Source organism: Staphylococcus sp. HMSC34G04 (assembly GCF_001838765.1).
Taxonomy (GTDB): Bacteria; Bacillota; Bacilli; order Staphylococcales; family Staphylococcaceae; genus Staphylococcus; species Staphylococcus epidermidis.
In genome coordinates, this window is the sequence record NZ_KV838739.1 from 201,121 (window position 1) to 218,279 (window position 17,159).

The 17,159-nt window shown below is 32.7% G+C and carries 15 protein-coding genes and 1 riboswitch; of the genes, 8 read left to right on the plus strand and 7 right to left on the minus strand.

The features are described from left to right. Positions 1-171: 171 nt before the first annotated feature. Positions 172-510, minus strand: a complete 339-nt coding sequence (locus HMPREF3241_RS07735; protein WP_002446396.1) for a hypothetical protein — start codon at positions 508-510, stop codon at positions 172-174. Positions 511-757: 247 nt separating this feature from the next. Here HMPREF3241_RS07735 and pepF point away from each other — a divergent pair, with 247 nt between their 5' ends. Further along, the gene (gene pepF / locus HMPREF3241_RS07740) at positions 758-2,569 is read left to right on the plus strand and encodes an oligoendopeptidase F (protein WP_002446397.1); all 1,812 of its coding nucleotides are present in this window, start codon (positions 758-760) and stop codon (positions 2,567-2,569) included. Positions 2,570-2,661: 92 nt separating this feature from the next. On the opposite strand, the gene phoU is transcribed toward pepF, so the two are convergent. From phoU to cvfB, 6 genes are all read right to left on the minus strand, one after another. Continuing rightward, complete coding sequence (phoU, locus tag HMPREF3241_RS07745; protein ID WP_002446398.1) at positions 2,662-3,309, minus strand: phosphate signaling complex protein PhoU; 648 nt, start codon at positions 3,307-3,309, stop codon at positions 2,662-2,664. A gap of 6 nt (positions 3,310-3,315) precedes the next feature. Then, a complete protein-coding gene (pstB, locus tag HMPREF3241_RS07750; protein WP_002446399.1) occupies positions 3,316-4,191 on the minus strand; it encodes a phosphate ABC transporter ATP-binding protein PstB in 876 nt (291 codons plus the stop codon). Positions 4,192-4,278: 87 nt separating this feature from the next. Then, a complete protein-coding gene (gene pstA, locus HMPREF3241_RS07755) occupies positions 4,279-5,184 on the minus strand; it encodes a phosphate ABC transporter permease PstA (protein ID WP_002446400.1) in 906 nt (301 codons plus the stop codon). 1 nt (position 5,185) lies between these two features. Beyond that, a complete protein-coding gene (gene pstC / locus HMPREF3241_RS07760) occupies positions 5,186-6,112 on the minus strand; it encodes a phosphate ABC transporter permease subunit PstC (protein WP_001830936.1) in 927 nt (308 codons plus the stop codon). 206 nt (positions 6,113-6,318) lie between these two features. Further along, positions 6,319-7,296, minus strand: a complete 978-nt coding sequence (locus HMPREF3241_RS07765; RefSeq protein ID WP_002446401.1) for a PstS family phosphate ABC transporter substrate-binding protein — start codon at positions 7,294-7,296, stop codon at positions 6,319-6,321. 617 nt (positions 7,297-7,913) lie between these two features. Further along, positions 7,914-8,810: an RNA-binding virulence regulatory protein CvfB gene (cvfB, locus tag HMPREF3241_RS07770; RefSeq protein ID WP_002446402.1), complete on the minus strand. Its 897-nt coding sequence runs from the start codon at positions 8,808-8,810 to the stop codon at positions 7,914-7,916. A 210-nt stretch (positions 8,811-9,020) separates the two neighbouring features. Between cvfB and HMPREF3241_RS07775 the strand changes: the two genes are divergently transcribed. The 7 genes from HMPREF3241_RS07775 (at position 9,021) to HMPREF3241_RS07805 (ending at position 17,159) form a co-directional block, all read left to right on the plus strand. Further along, positions 9,021-10,628: an ABC-F family ATP-binding cassette domain-containing protein gene (locus tag HMPREF3241_RS07775; RefSeq protein WP_002446403.1), complete on the plus strand. Its 1,608-nt coding sequence runs from the start codon at positions 9,021-9,023 to the stop codon at positions 10,626-10,628. Positions 10,629-10,973: 345 nt separating this feature from the next. Further along, a riboswitch (Lysine riboswitch) is annotated at positions 10,974-11,153 on the plus strand. 53 nt (positions 11,154-11,206) lie between these two features. Further along, entirely contained in the window at positions 11,207-12,439 is a 1,233-nt protein-coding gene (locus tag HMPREF3241_RS07780) for an aspartate kinase (protein WP_002446404.1), read from the plus strand. Between the two features lie 70 nt (positions 12,440-12,509). After that, entirely contained in the window at positions 12,510-13,499 is a 990-nt protein-coding gene (locus HMPREF3241_RS07785; protein ID WP_002446405.1) for an aspartate-semialdehyde dehydrogenase, read from the plus strand. Position 13,500: 1 nt separating this feature from the next. Next, positions 13,501-14,385: a 4-hydroxy-tetrahydrodipicolinate synthase gene (gene dapA / locus HMPREF3241_RS07790; RefSeq protein WP_002446406.1), complete on the plus strand. Its 885-nt coding sequence runs from the start codon at positions 13,501-13,503 to the stop codon at positions 14,383-14,385. Next, complete coding sequence (gene dapB / locus HMPREF3241_RS07795) at positions 14,385-15,107, plus strand: 4-hydroxy-tetrahydrodipicolinate reductase (RefSeq protein WP_002446407.1); 723 nt, start codon at positions 14,385-14,387, stop codon at positions 15,105-15,107. The genes dapA and dapB overlap by 1 nt, the downstream gene beginning before the upstream one ends. Before the next feature lie 21 nt (positions 15,108-15,128). Further along, on the plus strand, positions 15,129-15,851 hold the full coding sequence (gene dapD / locus HMPREF3241_RS07800; RefSeq protein ID WP_002446408.1) for a 2,3,4,5-tetrahydropyridine-2,6-dicarboxylate N-acetyltransferase: 723 nt from the start codon (positions 15,129-15,131) through the stop codon (positions 15,849-15,851). A gap of 156 nt (positions 15,852-16,007) precedes the next feature. Further along, positions 16,008-17,159: an amidohydrolase gene (locus tag HMPREF3241_RS07805; RefSeq protein ID WP_002476112.1), complete on the plus strand. Its 1,152-nt coding sequence runs from the start codon at positions 16,008-16,010 to the stop codon at positions 17,157-17,159.

The window sequence follows — 17,159 nt, forward strand, 5'->3', positions numbered from 1 at the left end:
CATCCTTTCACTTTCAACGAATGGGAAAAATATTAAATAATAAATTTCATTAAATTGTTTTCATCAACATCTATTATAGTATGACTTTTTTTAATTAATAATAAAAGAGATAAAAAAAGAAATAAAAAACAACTTTGCTTAAGATAAGATGATAGCAAAGTTGAAAAGTTGTTATTTATGATGACGACGAAGTGACTCTTCATCATCATATTTGCGAATCTCTTTTTCCAATTTTATTTTTCTACGATTTTTTCTCCAGTTTCTAGAGAAATACCAAATAAGAAAGCTTATAATTAAGCTCATTATGCCTAAGAATCCTGCATATCCAAGCAGTGGTTGATACGAAATGCTTTGAAAATTTGGTATAAAAAAGGCAAGTACTGCTAAAACTACAAAAGTAATGATTGCAGATTGAAACCATTTATTTAATACAAGTGTGTAAAATACAGTTAATAAAATCATACCAAGAATGGTAATCCACAAATAGTTTGGCATATCAAATATTGTCATTGCACGTGCTCCTATAAGTAAAGTTTACTTACTATTATACAACTTATTAATATAATATCATTCAGACTTAAGAAGTAATCATTTTTTAACATTAATTATTTAACAAGATTATGTTAATACTTATAACATAATTATACTAATTATAACATTACTAAATGTTACATAACATCTGTTTAGGCGTCCTTTGTGAGATTGTTATTGAATTTTAGTATAATGTCATTAAATGATTTATAAAGGAGTGTTATAAATGAGTGAAGGTTTACCTTTGAGAGAAGAGGTTCCGGTAAGAGAAACTTGGGATTTGAAAGATTTATTTACAAGTGATCAAGCATTCTATCAAACATTGGAACAAGTAGTACAAATGTCTTTAGATTTTAATCATACATATTATCAAAAACTTAATAACATAGAAACAATAGAAAAGGCATTAGATGAATATGAAAGGATACTTATAGAAATAGATCGTTTATATAATTATCCAGAACTTAGATTAAGCGTTGATACGGCTAATGAAGAAGCACAAAAAGTTAACGCAAAACTTAATACGACTTCTGGAAAACTTGCTGGTTTATTATCTTTTGTTGATTCCGAGATTTTGGAGTTATCCGATGATAAAATAAGCGAATTGAGGTCTCGAACAAAATACCCTCATTTTATTAAACAACTTCAAGATCGTAAGCCATATCAATTATCTGCTGATGTTGAAAAAGTATTAGCTACATTAACACCAACATTGAGAAGTCCGTTTGAATTATACGGTACGACAAAAAGTTTGGATATTAATTTTGAATCGTTTGATTATGAGGGTGTTACCTATCCATTGGATTATGCAACTTTTGAAAATGAATACGAAGATCATCCATCTCCTGAATTTAGACGTAAAAGTTTTAGAGCTTTTAGTGATGCATTACGACAATATCAACATACGACGGCCGCAACATATAATATGCAAGTCCAACAAGAAAAGATTGAAGCGGATTTACGAGGATATGATTCTGTTATTGATTATCTTCTACAAGATCAAGAAGTAACAAAAGATATGTTCGATAGACAAATTGATGTCATTATGAGTGATTTAGCCCCAGTTATGCAAAAGTATGCAAAGATTATTCAACGTGTACATAACCTGGATAAAATGCGGTTTGAGGATTTAAAAATTTCAATAGACCCTAACTTTGAACCAGAAATATCAATTGAAAAATCGAAAAAATACATTTATGGAGCGCTCAATGTACTTGGTGATGATTATGTCAAAATGTTAGAGTCTGCCTATGATTACCGTTGGATTGATTTTGCTCAGAATAAAGGAAAAGATACCGGAGCATATTGTGCAAGTCCATACGCTACACATTCATATGTATTTATTTCATGGACTGGGAAAATGGCTGAAACATTCGTTCTTGCACATGAATTAGGACATGCAGGTCATTTTACATTAGCGCAGAAACATCAAAATTTGCTGGAATCTGAAGCGTCTATGTACTTTGTAGAAGCACCTTCCACAATGAATGAAATGTTGATGGCAAATTATTTATTTAATAGTAGTAATGATCCTCGATTTAAACGTTGGGTTATTGGTTCGATTTTATCTCGAACTTATTATCACAATATGGTTACTCACCTTTTAGAAGCAGCGTATCAACGTGAAGTGTACCGCCGCGTCGACAATGGAGAATCATTAACTGCCCCACTTCTAAATGAAATAATGTTGAACACATATAAAGCATTTTTCGGTGACACTGTTGAAATGACTGATGGGGTTGAATTAACATGGATGAGACAACCACATTACTATATGGGATTGTACTCATATACTTACTCTGCTGGATTGACAATAGGTACAGTTGTATCACAATGTATCAAGAATGAAGGTCAACCGGCTGTTGATCGTTGGTTAAAAACACTACAAGCTGGTGGTAGTCAATCTCCAATTGAATTGGCGCAAATAGCTGGCGTCGATATTACGACTGACGCCCCTTTAAAAGAGACAATTAACTATATTTCAAATTTAGTAGATGAATTAGAAGTATTAACATATCAAATAGAAGAAAATTCATAAAGGTTAAAGCAAAATATCAAACCCCACCTGAAACTGTGGCATAGAATTCAGGTGGGGTTGCTCATTATAGAAATACAATAGGATTTGATAATTTAATCAAAAGTTTCAAAATGTTGACCTGTTAAATAATAATAAACACTTTCAGCAATATTGCTTATATGATCACCTATTCGTTCTAAGTGTCTAGCCGCTAAGTGTGCTTGACCAGCTACGAATGGGTCATTATCGATTAAGTAACTGGTGTTGACGATGTTAACGTATAAATCATCAATATCTTCATCTCTTTCAATGACTTCTTTTATCAGTGGTAAATCTTTGTTTCTAATAGCGTTATTCAAATCTTCTAACATGAGCATCGCTAATTTACCCATGGTTTTTAAACGTGTAAACACATAGTTATCATTTATTTTAACTCTTAAACGTATATGAGCAATACTAGCTGCATTATCTCCCATTCGTTCAAAATCTGTAGAGATTTTGAGTGCTGCCATCATCATACGTAAATCTGTGGCAATAGGTTGTTGTCTAGTAATTAGCATGATTACCTTCTCGTTAATTTCATGATCTAAATGGTTAATTTCCTTGTCTTTCTCAATGGTTTGTCTTGCGAATGATTTCTTTTCTTCCCCTAAAGACACTAGTGCATTGTTAATATTAAAATATACACGAAGACCAAGACGCCGTAAATCTTTAATTAATCCATCTAGCTGACCTTCATATTTTTGTCTAATAATTGCCATTGCATCTTATCCAAAACGACCAGATATATAATCTTCAGTTTGTTTGTCTGCAGGATTTGAAAAGATTTTATCAGTATCATCATATTCATTGACATATCCATTTAAGAAGAAAGCAGTTTTATCTGAAACACGCGCAGCTTGTTGCATGTTGTGTGTAACCATAATAATTGAGTAATTTTCTTTTAATTCTTGTACAAGTTCTTCAACTCTTAATGTAGAAATAGGATCTAATGCTGACGTAGGTTCATCCATTAAAATGACATCTGGTTCAATTGCTAAACATCTAGCTATACAAACACGTTGTTGTTGTCCACCTGATAATCCATAAGCATTTGTATGCAATCTATCTTTTAATTCATCCCATATTGCAGCGCCACGTAATGATTTTTCTACGATTTCATCTAGAATTTTTTTGTTTTTAATACCGTGAGTCTTAGGACCATAAGTAATATTATCGTAAATTGATTTAGGGAATGGGTTAGGTTGTTGAAAAACCATTCCAACGTTAGTACGTAGCTTCTCTTTAGAATACTTTGCATCAAATATATTTTGGTCACGATACAAAATTTTGCCTGCAGTTTTCACAGATGGAACTAATTCGACCATTCTATTTAAAGCTTTGATGTATGTAGATTTACCACATCCAGATGGTCCGATTATTGCAGTCACATTATTTTCCAATATATCTAAATTAATGTTTTGTAAAGCATGATTTTCTCCATACCATAAATCTAGATTTTGAGTTGAATAAACAATCTTCTTTTCACTGTCTGGAATTGTATATTTCTTATTGTTTTCAGTAGTAACTATTGTGGCAACTGAGTCTTGATTATTTGTTTGTGCATCTAATTTCTCTTTGTCTGCTACTTGTGAATTAACCATAATTAAAAACTCCTTTATATCTTGAGACCTAGATGATATAGGTCAATAACGTTTATTTATAAAAATGCATTTCCCTTATAAGTTCGATTAGAATTTTTTACTAAATTTATTACGTAGAAGTATCGCTATAGCGTTCATCAATAATAAGATAACGAGTAGAACGATAATGCCTGCTGATGCAACGTTTTGGAATTCTGCTTGAGGCATTTTTGCCCATGTATAAATTTGAGTTGGTAACGCAGAGAATTGGTCGAGTAATCCGCTTGGTGTTGCTAAAAGTATCGTTGGTATACCTATCATTACAAGTGGTGCTGTTTCTCCTAATGCGCGTGATAAAGATAAAATGAAACCTGTTAAAATACCAGGTAATGCTGCCGGTAAAACAACTCTTCTAATTGTTTGCCATTTATTAGCACCAAGACCATATGATGCTTCTCTGACTGAACTAGGAACTGCTCTGATAGCTTCTTGACTAGCAACGATAATAACAGGCAAGATTAGTAGTGACATTGTAAGAGCAGCTGCTAACACGCTATTACCTAAACCTGCCGCGCCCACAAACAATGTATAACCTAGTAAACCGAACACAATTGAAGGAACACCAGCTAAATTAGATATACTCACTTTTACGATTTGTGTGAAAATATTGTCTCTTGCGTATTCTTCTAAATAAATGGCTGTACCTATTCCTAAAATGATGCTAATTGGAATAATACTTAAGATTAACCAAATGGAACCTACTAATGCCCCTTTAATACCAGCATCTGCGGGTGTTGAAGATGAAAAATTAGTGAAAAATTCGGGAGTTAGATGTCCCGCCCCTTTAACGAAGGTTTGAATTAATAGTGCTACTAAAACAATGAGCCCTATTAATGTACATAATAAAAATAACCATTTGTTTACCGAGTTTTTCTTATCACGAGAAGAAATATTTTTTTCTACGGCATCTTTATCAATCAATGTTTTGTTAGCAGTATTTGAATTTGTAGACATATTAATACTCCTCTCTGAATCGTTTAGAGATCCATTGTGATAATAAATTCATAATTAAAGTGAAAATGAAAAGTGTAAATCCTACAGCGTAAATACTGTAGTAAATATCAGAACCAAATGCTGCATCACCTGTAGCAATTTCAACAATATATCCTGTCATCGTTTGAATTGAACTTGTTAAACTTAGAGATGATGTTGGTGAACTACCAGCAGCTAAAGAAACGATCATTGTTTCCCCTATTGCTCTTGATATACCTAATACAATTGAAGCAACAACGCCTGATGTCGCAGCTGGTAATACAACTTTTGTAGCGACTTCAAATTTAGTTGCGCCTAATCCAAAAGCACCTTCACGAATTTTATCAGGTACAGATGACATCGCATCTTCACTCATACTTGTAATCATAGGGACGATCATTATACCCACAACAATACCAGGACTGATTGAATTAAACTCTCCTAAGTTAGGAATTAGATTCCTTAATATAGGTGTAACAAATGTTAAAGCAAAGAAACCAAATACAATTGTAGGAATCCCAGCCAAAATTTCTAATATTGGTTTAATGATTCTACGTGAACGATCAGATGCATATTCATTAAGGTAAATAGCTGCACCTAAACCAATTGGAACTGCCACGATTGTAGCAATAACAGTAATTTTCAATGTGCCAATGATGAGTGCCCAAATTCCAAATTCTGGCGATGAACCAGTTGGGTTCCAGGTACCAGATAAAAAGAATTTAGATAATGGTACTCGTGTGAAGAACGTAATCGTCTCAGTTAAAAGTGTAAATAAAATAGCAATTGTAGTTAATATAGATATAGCTGAAATAATAGCTAAAATAATTGGGACAATTTTATCACTTAGTCCGCCCTTTTTAGCATTATTCTTAGCTATCATTTCTCTCACCTTTGTTTGTGAAGCCATGTAAAACCCTCTCTCTTATCTCCCAAAATAATTTAAAAAAAGAGTGGGAATTGCTTTTATGAGAAAATGAGTTTATTCATATTTATTAGAATATTTACTCATTATCTGCAAAGCTGAAAAGGGTTCGACAAAGTGGCACATTGACCACTTTGCCTGATACCCTTTCAAAAATTCCCAACCCTAGGTGTTTATTACCTTAGTATTCATTATTTATCTTCTGATTTTTTGTCGTCTTTCTTATCAGACTTTTGATGTTTATCTAAAAAATCTTTTAAGTCATCTAATTGAGATTTATAAGTTTTCTTAGGTGAAGCTACATAACCAGCGTCTTCAGCTGCTTGACCTTCATCTTCAAGTACAAATTTCATGAATTCTGACATTACTTTATTGTCTTTTAATGATTTGTCTTTAGCATAGATAAATAATGGTCTGCTTAGTGCGTATGAACCGTTTTGAATTGTTTTCTTAGTTGGTTCTGTAACTTTGCCATTGTCATCTTTGATTTTTACTTCTTTTAATTTATCTTTATTTTGTTCGTAGAAATTATAACCGAAGTAACCGATACCTTCTTTGTTTTTAGTTACTGAAGATACAATCGCGTTAGTATCAGCATTCTTCTCAGCTTTGATATCTTGTTTATCCATAACTTCTTCTTCAAAGAAGTCGTAAGTACCATGACTTGAGTTAGGTGAAACAGCATTGATTTTTTTATCTGGCCAACTAGAGTTAACGTCTTTCCATGTTTTAGCTTTTCCAGAGTAAATATCTTTTAATTGTGATTTAGTTAATTCTTTAACAAAGTCGTTATCTTTATTAACTGCAATTGTTACACCATCTTGTGCAATTTTGAATTCGTGATATTTAATCCCTTTATCTTCTAATTTTTTCTTTTCTTCGTCTTTAATAGGTCTTGAAGCGTCTGAGAAATCAGTTTCGCCAGCAATAAATTTTTGGAAACCAGCACCTGTACCAGCTTGACCTGAAGAAATTTTAGCGTCTTTATGATCTTTAGCCCATTTTTCGTTTAATTTTTCAACGATAGGAGCTACTGTAGACGATCCTTCACCTTTAGCAGAACCTTTAAGATCTTTGCCGTCTCCTGAACCTCCATCATTTCCGCCACAAGCGCCAAGTAAAACCGAAGCTCCTAATACAGTAGTACCGACTAATTGCCACTTTTTCATTGAAACATCCTCCTAATGTAAATAACCTATAATGGTATATGTATTTCTTACAGTTCTCATGTTACATATCTTTTATTAAATCAAAATAGAGTCATTGTAAATTTTTTGTTAAGAATGAGATTTGAATTAATGTAACGTGTATTAAAATTTAATTTGCTAACATAGTTTTAAAAAGAATAAAAATACTTGATTGAATGAATAGATGAGACATTGGGGATTATTATAGTGGAGAGAGAATTTTAATAAATTGTATCTAATCTGGTCCTTTAAGGTCATATTATTTCTTTAATTAATTACGTTAACGAAATGATTTAGTTCTTTAAATGAAGCACTTTAAAATATATATCATTTAGGATTTTAAAATAAGTGTTAAACGTAAAAAAACACTTGAGTTATCAGTTGATATCTCAAGTGTGTATAACGTATAGGTAATATTATGATTAAATTAATTAAAAGTACGCTATTATTAAATTTTTTATTGTCAGTCAAGTTTTCCAAAATATAGAATGCTATAAATACTGTAATTTAGAGCTTATTTTCATGATGAGATAACGAATTCAATAAGAATTACTTTCTATCTCTACATTAATTAAGTGTATTAATGGATTTCATCCTCTTTAATCATCGACACGGCTCCACCCTTTTTTAGTAAGAGTGATTTTTCCTGTTTCTATATTGATTATCTTTTTCTTATATAAATGTCCAATTGCACGTTTAAACGAGCCTTTACTCATATTAAAGACTTCTTTGATTGCATCAGGACTAGATTTATCCCAAAAAGGTAATTCACCATCATACTCAACAAGTAAATCAAATATGACCTGTCCATCATCATCAAGACGTTCATGAGCTAATGGTAAAAATGACCCATTTAATTCACCTTTTTCATTATGACCTATAATTCGGACCTCTACTTCTTCGCCTAACCTTGGCTCATGTTTGCGTTCTGATTCGTGAACAAAAATTTTATAACCCTCATTACTTAATAAGAAGCTACCTACTCTGAGTAATCTATAAGCACGTGCAGAAATATATTCGTTTTGTTTACTATCGTCATTTACTGGCGTGAACATCGACTCAACAATCGTTTCACTAGCTAATCGTCCAAACATTTGATTCGTACTGTCTATTCTTAAAGTAACTAGCAAGTAGTCACCTGCTTGAGGCCAAAGTTCTTTAAGTTTCGGTAAATCTTCCCATGGAACTAAGACTTCACGAGGAAGTCCTACGTCGATATGTACACCGTCTCTATCGGTTTTTATAACTTTAGCAAAATCATATTTATCTTTTGTAATATCAGGCATGTTTTGAGTCGCAAATAAATCGCCTGATCGGTTTGGATAAACGAAAAAACTATATTCCTCACCTATTTCAAAATCATCTTCATCAGCAACTTCTGACTGATTGAGTTTGACACTTTCGTCATTTGGCCCTTTAAGTAAATATGTTGACCCTTGTAATCCTACAACTTCTAAAAATTCTATTGAACCTACTATATCTTTATCTAATGCCATTCTATTCTCCTTAATCTATTATTCACTTTCATTTACTTTTTTCTATTTAAATAGTTAGATTTAACTTAATAAACTATATTCGTATCTATAAAATTCTTATTAATTATAACATGAGTTACTTATTCTATCATTAGCTTAATTGTCAGGTCGAAACTCTAATTATTATATGATATAATTTCTCCGTTAGAATAACCAAAAAGGAGCAGATGAATGTTACAAGTAACTGATGTAAGTTTACGTTTTGGTGATCGTAAACTATTTGAAGATGTAAATATAAAATTTACAGAGGGTAATTGTTATGGATTAATTGGTGCAAATGGTGCTGGAAAATCTACATTCTTAAAGATTTTATCAGGCGAAATTGATTCACAGACTGGTCATGTATCTCTAGGTAAAGATGAGCGTTTGGCTGTATTAAAACAAGATCATTTTGCTTATGAAGATGAACGTGTTTTAGATGTTGTGATTAAAGGACACGAACGTTTGTATCAAGTGATGAAAGAGAAAGATGAAATTTATATGAAACCTGATTTCAACGATGAAGACGGTATTCGTGCTGCAGAACTTGAAGGAGAATTTGCAGAAATGAACGGTTGGAATGCTGAAGCTGATGCCGCTAATTTATTATCAGGATTAGGCATAGAACCTGACTTACATGATAAAAATATGTCTGAACTTGAAAATAATCAAAAAGTTAAGGTATTGTTAGCTCAAAGTTTATTTGGTGATCCTGACGTTCTTTTACTAGATGAGCCTACCAATGGTTTAGATATACCAGCAATAAGTTGGTTAGAAGACTTTTTAATTAATTTTGAAAATACTGTCATTGTCGTTTCGCATGACCGTCACTTCTTAAATAATGTTTGTACTCATATAGCTGATTTAGACTTTGGCAAAATTAAACTTTATGTTGGTAACTATGATTTCTGGTATCAATCAAGTCAATTAGCACAAAAAATGGCACAAGAACAAAATAAGAAAAAAGAAGAAAAAATGAAAGAGTTACAAGATTTCATCGCACGCTTCTCAGCAAATGCTTCTAAATCTAAACAGGCAACAAGTCGTAAGAAACAATTAGAAAAAATTGAATTAGACGATATCCAGCCATCATCTCGTAGATACCCTTATGTGAAATTTACCCCTGAACGTGAAATTGGAAATGATTTACTTACAGTAGAAAATCTTTCTAAAACAATTGACGGCGAAAAGGTACTAGACAATGTTTCATTCACTATGAATCCTAATGATAAAGCTATTTTAGTTGGTGATAGCGAAATTGCTAAAACAACATTGTTAAAAATTTTAGCTGGAGAAATGGAACCAGATGAAGGTACATTTAAATGGGGCGTAACGACATCTTTAAGTTACTTCCCTAAAGATAACTCTGAATTCTTTGATGATGTCGATATGAATCTAGTTGAATGGTTACGTCAATACGCCCCAGAAGACGAACAAACTGAAACATTTTTACGTGGTTTCTTAGGACGCATGTTATTTAGTGGTGAGGAAGTTAAGAAAAAAGCAAGCGTGCTTTCAGGTGGAGAAAAAGTACGTTGCATGTTAAGTAAAATGATGCTATCAAGTGCTAATGTACTTTTACTTGACGAGCCAACAAACCATTTAGATTTGGAAAGTATCACTGCTGTAAATGATGGATTAAAATCATTTAAAGGTTCTATCATCTTCACTTCTTATGATTTTGAATTTATTAATACAATCGCAAATCGAGTGATTGACTTGAATCAAGCTGGTGCCCTTTCTAAAGAAGTACCTTATGAGGAATACTTACAAGAAATTGGCGTATTACAAAATAATTAATAATTGTTTTAACATTTATACAAGAGTCCGGGACATTTATCAAAGTCTCAGACTCTTTGTTTATATCATTTAATCTTTATTCGGTTGTTATGGGTATTAGATTAATATTGTTATCGTTTCAGTTATAAACTTTTAATATTGATCAAAAATTAAAAATATATACTTTTAAATACTAATACTTAAAAATCTAGATAAGGTGTTTAATTTGTAATAAGCGTATTAAATTTATAAAAATGACTTATCATGTGAATTCACACGTAAATTTTCAGTATATTTTTAAAAATCTAAAATATTGGTTTACATAGATATATTGTCTATGTATAATGAAAACATATCAATTGAATAAGATTTTGATGAGGCGCATCAATCATGAGTAAACTTTAGATAATTTGTCTGCTAACAATTATAGAGTTAAAAGGGTGAGATGCCGAAATGATTCATAATAGCAGTTATGAATCGTTGGACTTAATGGTTAAGAGCTATAAGTTTGTCATTATTATTAAATAATGGAGTGCATCACTTGTACATAAATGTAGAACAAGTTCGGCATTCCGAACTTGTTCTTTTTTATACTGTGTATGTCTCCTCTAATTATAGGAGGACTGAAATTGAATAGAAGCGTTTTAAAATTTGGCGGTTCTTCCGTCAGTGATTTTAAAAAAATAAAAAATATCGCTGAAATGCTTAAAACACGCATTGAAGATGGTGAGGAATTAATCGTTGTTGTTAGTGCTATGGGTAAGACAACTGATCAATTGATGAATAATGTATCAAGTCTTACTTCTACCCCTAAAGATCAAGAACTCGCATTGCTATTAACAACTGGTGAACAACAAACGGTTTCTTACCTTTCTATGGTACTTAATGACATAGGTGTAAATGCTAAAGCAATGACAGGTTATCAAGCTGGCATTAAGACTGTAGGACATCACTTAAAAAGTAAAATAGCAGAAATTAATCCCAATATTTTTGATGAGGCTTTTAAAGATCATGACATTTTAGTTGTAGCTGGATTTCAAGGTATAAACGATGATTTCGAACTTACTACACTTGGACGAGGTGGTTCTGATACTACAGCTGTAGCTTTAGCAGCAAGCAATCAGATACCTTGTGAAATTTATACTGACGTTGATGGTGTGTATGCAACAGATCCTAGAATACTAAATGAAGCGAAGCGTTTAGAATATGTCTCTTATGAGGAAATGATGGAAATGAGTGCGCTTGGTGCAGGTGTACTTGAAACGAGAAGTGTTGAATTAGCCAAGAATTATGATATTCCTCTTTACTTAGGAAGAACTTTATCAAATATGAAAGGAACATGGATTATGTCTAAAAGTGATTTATTAGAAAAAAAAGCAGTAACTGGTGTTGCATTGGATACACACATGATGCACGTCACGATAAGTTATCCCCTACCGGATAATCAGTTACTAACACAATTGTTTACCGCATTGGAAGAAGAATCTGTAAATGTTGATATGATTTCTCAAATTGTAAATTTAGAAGGTTTACAATTATCTTTTTCAATTAAAGATAGTGATGCACATCAAATTTCTTCAATTCTGGAAAATTTATCAATACACTTCTCAGCACTTGATTATAAAATTAATGAAGCATATGTCAAAATATCTTTAATTGGATCAGGTATGAGAGATATGTCAGGAGTAGCATCAAAAGCTTTTATGACGCTTATCAATTCAGATATTCCATTTTATCAAACGACGACATCGGAAATTAGCATATCTTATGTAATAGACGAAGAAAATGGTGAAAAAGCAGTAGAAGAATTGTATCATGCCTTCGAAATTTAGCATTCATGTGATATATTTATTATAAATTTTCTAAAAATTACTAATATTAAGAATGGAGTGACTATTTATTATGACAAGATTAGCAGTAGCTGGAGCAACAGGATTAGTTGGAACAAAAATGTTAGAGACACTAGATCGAAAACAAATACCTTTTGATGAATTAGTATTATTTTCTTCTGCTCGCTCAGCAGGAAAAAAAGTTGAATTTCAAGGACAATCGTATACTGTTCAAGAATTAACTGATGAAGCAGCAAGTGAACATTTTGATTATGTTTTAATGAGTGCGGGAGGTAGCACAAGTGAGCACTTTGCCCCACTATTTGAGGCGGCTGGAGCCATTGTTATTGATAATTCAAGTCAATGGAGAATGGCTGAAGATGTCGATTTAATTGTTCCAGAAGTGAATGAGCCTCAATTTACACGTGGTATTATTGCCAATCCAAATTGCTCTACAATTCAATCAGTTGTACCTCTTAAAATTTTACAAGATGCATATGGATTAAAACGTGTCGCTTATACGACTTATCAAGCTGTATCAGGTTCTGGTGTTAAAGGTAAAAGAGATTTAACTGAAGGCGCTAATGGAAAAAAACCTGAAGCATATCCCTATCCAATTTACAATAATGTATTACCACATATAGATGTTTTTCTTGAAAATGGGTATACAAAAGAAGAACAAAAAATGATTGATGAAACGAAAAAAATTCTTAACGACCAAAACTTAAAAGTAACTGCCACATGTGTACGTGTACCAGTACAAGATAGTCACAGTATTGAAATCGATGTGACTTTAAATCAAGATACTACAGTTAAAGAGATACAAGAATTATTTGCACAAGATCAACGTGTTGTTCTTGTAGATAATCCAAGTAAAAATGAATATCCATTAGCCATTCATTCTACTGGCAAAGATGAAGTATTTATAGGACGTATTCGCCGAGATGACTCTCTTGAAAATACATTTCACGTATGGTGTACCTCTGATAATTTACTCAAAGGCGCAGCATTAAATGCAGTTCAAGTATTAGAACAAATTTTAACTTTGAAAGGGGCAAGATAATATGACACACATGTTTGAAGGCGTTGGTGTAGCATTAGCGACTCCTTTTACCAATAATGAGGTTGATTTCGACGCATTAGAAAGACATGTTCAATTTCTTTTAGATAACAATATCCAAGCAATTATAGTGAATGGCACTACAGCAGAAAGTCCTACATTAACTGACGAAGAAAAAGAGAAAGTATTGGCAACAGTAGTTAAACTCGTAAATCATAACGTTCCTGTTATTGCGGGTACTGGCACTAATAATACGTATAAATCAATTCAAGCTTCAATACGTGCGAAAGAAATTGGTGCAGATGCAGTCATGTTAATTACGCCCTATTACAACAAAACGAATCAACGTGGTTTAATTCAACATTTTGAGACAATCGCAAATGAAGTGAAATTACCAGTAATTCTTTACAATGTGCCCTCACGAACAAACATGACGATAGAGCCAGAAACAGTTGAAATTCTCAGTCATAATCCATATATTGTTGCTTTAAAAGATGCGACAAATGATTTTGAGTATTTTGATGAAGTAAAACAACGTATTAATGCAAATGAATTTGCATTATATAGTGGGAATGACGACAATGTTGTGAAGTTCTATCAACGTGGAGGTAATGGTGTCATCTCTGTCATTGCGAATGTAATTCCACAAGAATTTCAATATTTATATGATAATAGACAAAATGAAACCGATATTACTAATTACTTTAAACCTATTGAAAAATTGTTAGAAGCGTTGTCACTTGACGTTAACCCAATACCTATTAAAGTTCTAACTGCATATTTGGGTTATGGTCATTACGAAGTGAGATTACCATTAGTGCCTTTAGAAGAAGCACAATGTAAACAAGTTGAAAGAGCATTTGAACAATTTAAAGCAGGTGAACAATAATGAACATACTACTAATTGGATATGGTGCAATGAATCAAAAAGTTGCACGATTAGCTGAAGATAAAGGTCATGAAATTGTTGGAGTCATAGACAGAACTCCAAAATCATCGACACCTTATTCCCAATATAAACACATTAGTGAATGTAAAGAAGCTGATGTTGCTATTGACTTTTCAAATCCTGAATTGCTCTTTCCTCTATTAGAAGAACAATTCAATCTGCCTCTTGTCATCGCAACTACAGGTGAAAAAGAAACGTTAATACAAAAATTGGAAACGCTAAGTCAAAGAACACCTGTATTTTTTAGTGCAAATATGAGTTATGGTGTCCATGCATTAACTAAAATATTAGAAACTGCAGTTCCCTTACTCGAAGATTTCGATATCGAACTGACAGAAGCGCATCATAATAAAAAAGTCGATGCTCCTAGTGGCACATTAGTTAAATTGTATGATGTCATTAAAGAATTACGTGACAATATCTCACCTGTTTATGATAGACACGAAAAAACTGAGAAGCGTACACATGATGAGATAGGTATACATGCTGTTCGTGGCGGTACGATTGTCGGGGAACATGACATTTTATTTGCAGGTACTGATGAAACAATTACTATCTCACATAGAGCACAATCAAAAGATATCTTTGCAAATGGTGCCATTGGCGCTGCAGAAAAATTAATTCACAAAAACCCAGGTTTTTATACTTTTAATAATCTATAAATCAAAGGAGTTATTCAAATTATGGTACAACATTTATCAGCTCAAGAAATCATTCAATATATTAGCGATGCTAAGAAATCAACACCACTCAAAGTTTATGTAAATGGTCATTTTGAAAATGTGACATTCCCAGAATCTTTTAAAGTTTTTGGCTCTGAACATTCAAAAGTAATTTTCTGTGAAGCAGATGAATGGAAACAATTTTATCAAAAAAATCATTCATTAATCACTGAATTAGAAATTGAGATGGATCGTCGTAATTCAGCTATACCGCTTAAAGATTTAACAAACACAAATGCTCGTATTGAGCCAGGTGCGTTTATTCGTGAGCAAGCTATCATTGAAGATGGTGCTGTGGTTATGATGGGTGCTACGATTAATATTGGAGCTATTGTAGGTGAAGGAACAATGATAGACATGAACGCAACACTTGGTGGCCGAGCTACAACAGGAAAAAATGTTCATGTTGGTGCAGGAGCTGTTTTAGCTGGTGTCATTGAACCTCCAAGTGCTTCCCCAGTTGTCATTGAAGACAATGTTTTAATTGGAGCAAATGCTGTTATTCTTGAAGGTGTACGCGTTGGTGCAGGAGCTATTGTAGCAGCAGGAGCTATTGTTACTCAAGATGTGCCTGCTGGTGCTGTAGTTGCTGGTACGCCTGCTAAAGTAATTAAACAAACTTCAGAAGTTCAAGACTCAAAACGTGAGATTGTGTCTGCACTGCGTAAATTAAATAATGAATAACGACATAGAATAATTGTGTAGATAAAAAATATGTTCAAGGTGGAATCCAATGATTAATTTATATAGGATGCATTAATCATTCATTTCGCCTTTTTATTATAGAATGATACACATTGAAATATTAATGAAATAGTTATACAAGGGATGGATGATTTTATGAACGAGTTAGAATTCGTTACATTGCACAGAAGACATTTACATCAATATCCAGAATTAAGTTTACATGAATTTGAGACGACATCGTATATAACATCATTTTTAGAGGATTTAGGCGTACCTTACGACCGACCACTTAAAACTGGTGTTATTGCTTATTTGGAAGGTAATAGTCACCACACTATTGCATTCAGAGCAGATATAGACGCGTTACCAATTTATGAAGAAAATGATATTGATTTTAAAAGTAAAAATGATCACGTCATGCACGCGTGTGGTCATGATGGACATACGACAGCACTTATGCTTTTTGTTAAAAGGTGTAAAGCATTGTATGACAAATCTGAATTACCTCATAATGTAGTGTTTATATTTCAACCTGCCGAAGAAACTGGTGGAGGAGCTAATCGCTTAATCAAAGCTGGCGCTTTTGACAAGTACCCTATTGAAGCGGTATTTGGTTTTCACGTTAATCCGTTTGAAAAAGAAGGTAAAATTGTAATTCGGGATGAAGAAATCACTGCAAGTGCCACTGAATATCGCTTCTTTTTAAAAGGATTATCTAGTCATGTTGCTGATAAGGAGCAAGGTCATTCATGTGGTGAGGGGTTACAACATGTCTTAAGTCAAATCGGTCAAATCCAACAGTTTCATTTGAATGGATTGAAACGTAACATTATTCATATGGGTCATTTTGAAGCTGGTGAAGCTATTAATACAGTACCGAGTCATGGTTATCTTGAAGGTACTATTCGTACATATGACACTGAAGATTTGGCTATTGTAAAACACCAAATGCATAAAATAGCGGAAAGTGTTCAATTATTATTTAATGTTGAATGTGAGGTTAAATTTGAAGAAGGATATCCACCAACAATGAATCATCCACAATTACGTCAAGCCGTTGAGAATGCTATAGAAGGTGCAAATTTAGAAGTTGTTGAAAAAAAGCTCCCCTTCCTGTTCGGTGAAGATTTTAGTTTTTATGGTCAACAACTTGCCCCTTCATATTTTGTATTTGTTGGTACTCAAAACAAGGAAAAAGGTTTTGTGACTGGTCTTCATACTGCACATCTTAATTTTGATGAGAAAATATTAATTGACGTTGTAAATTATTACGAGCATTTGTTAAGAAATTATAAAGAGGTGTAA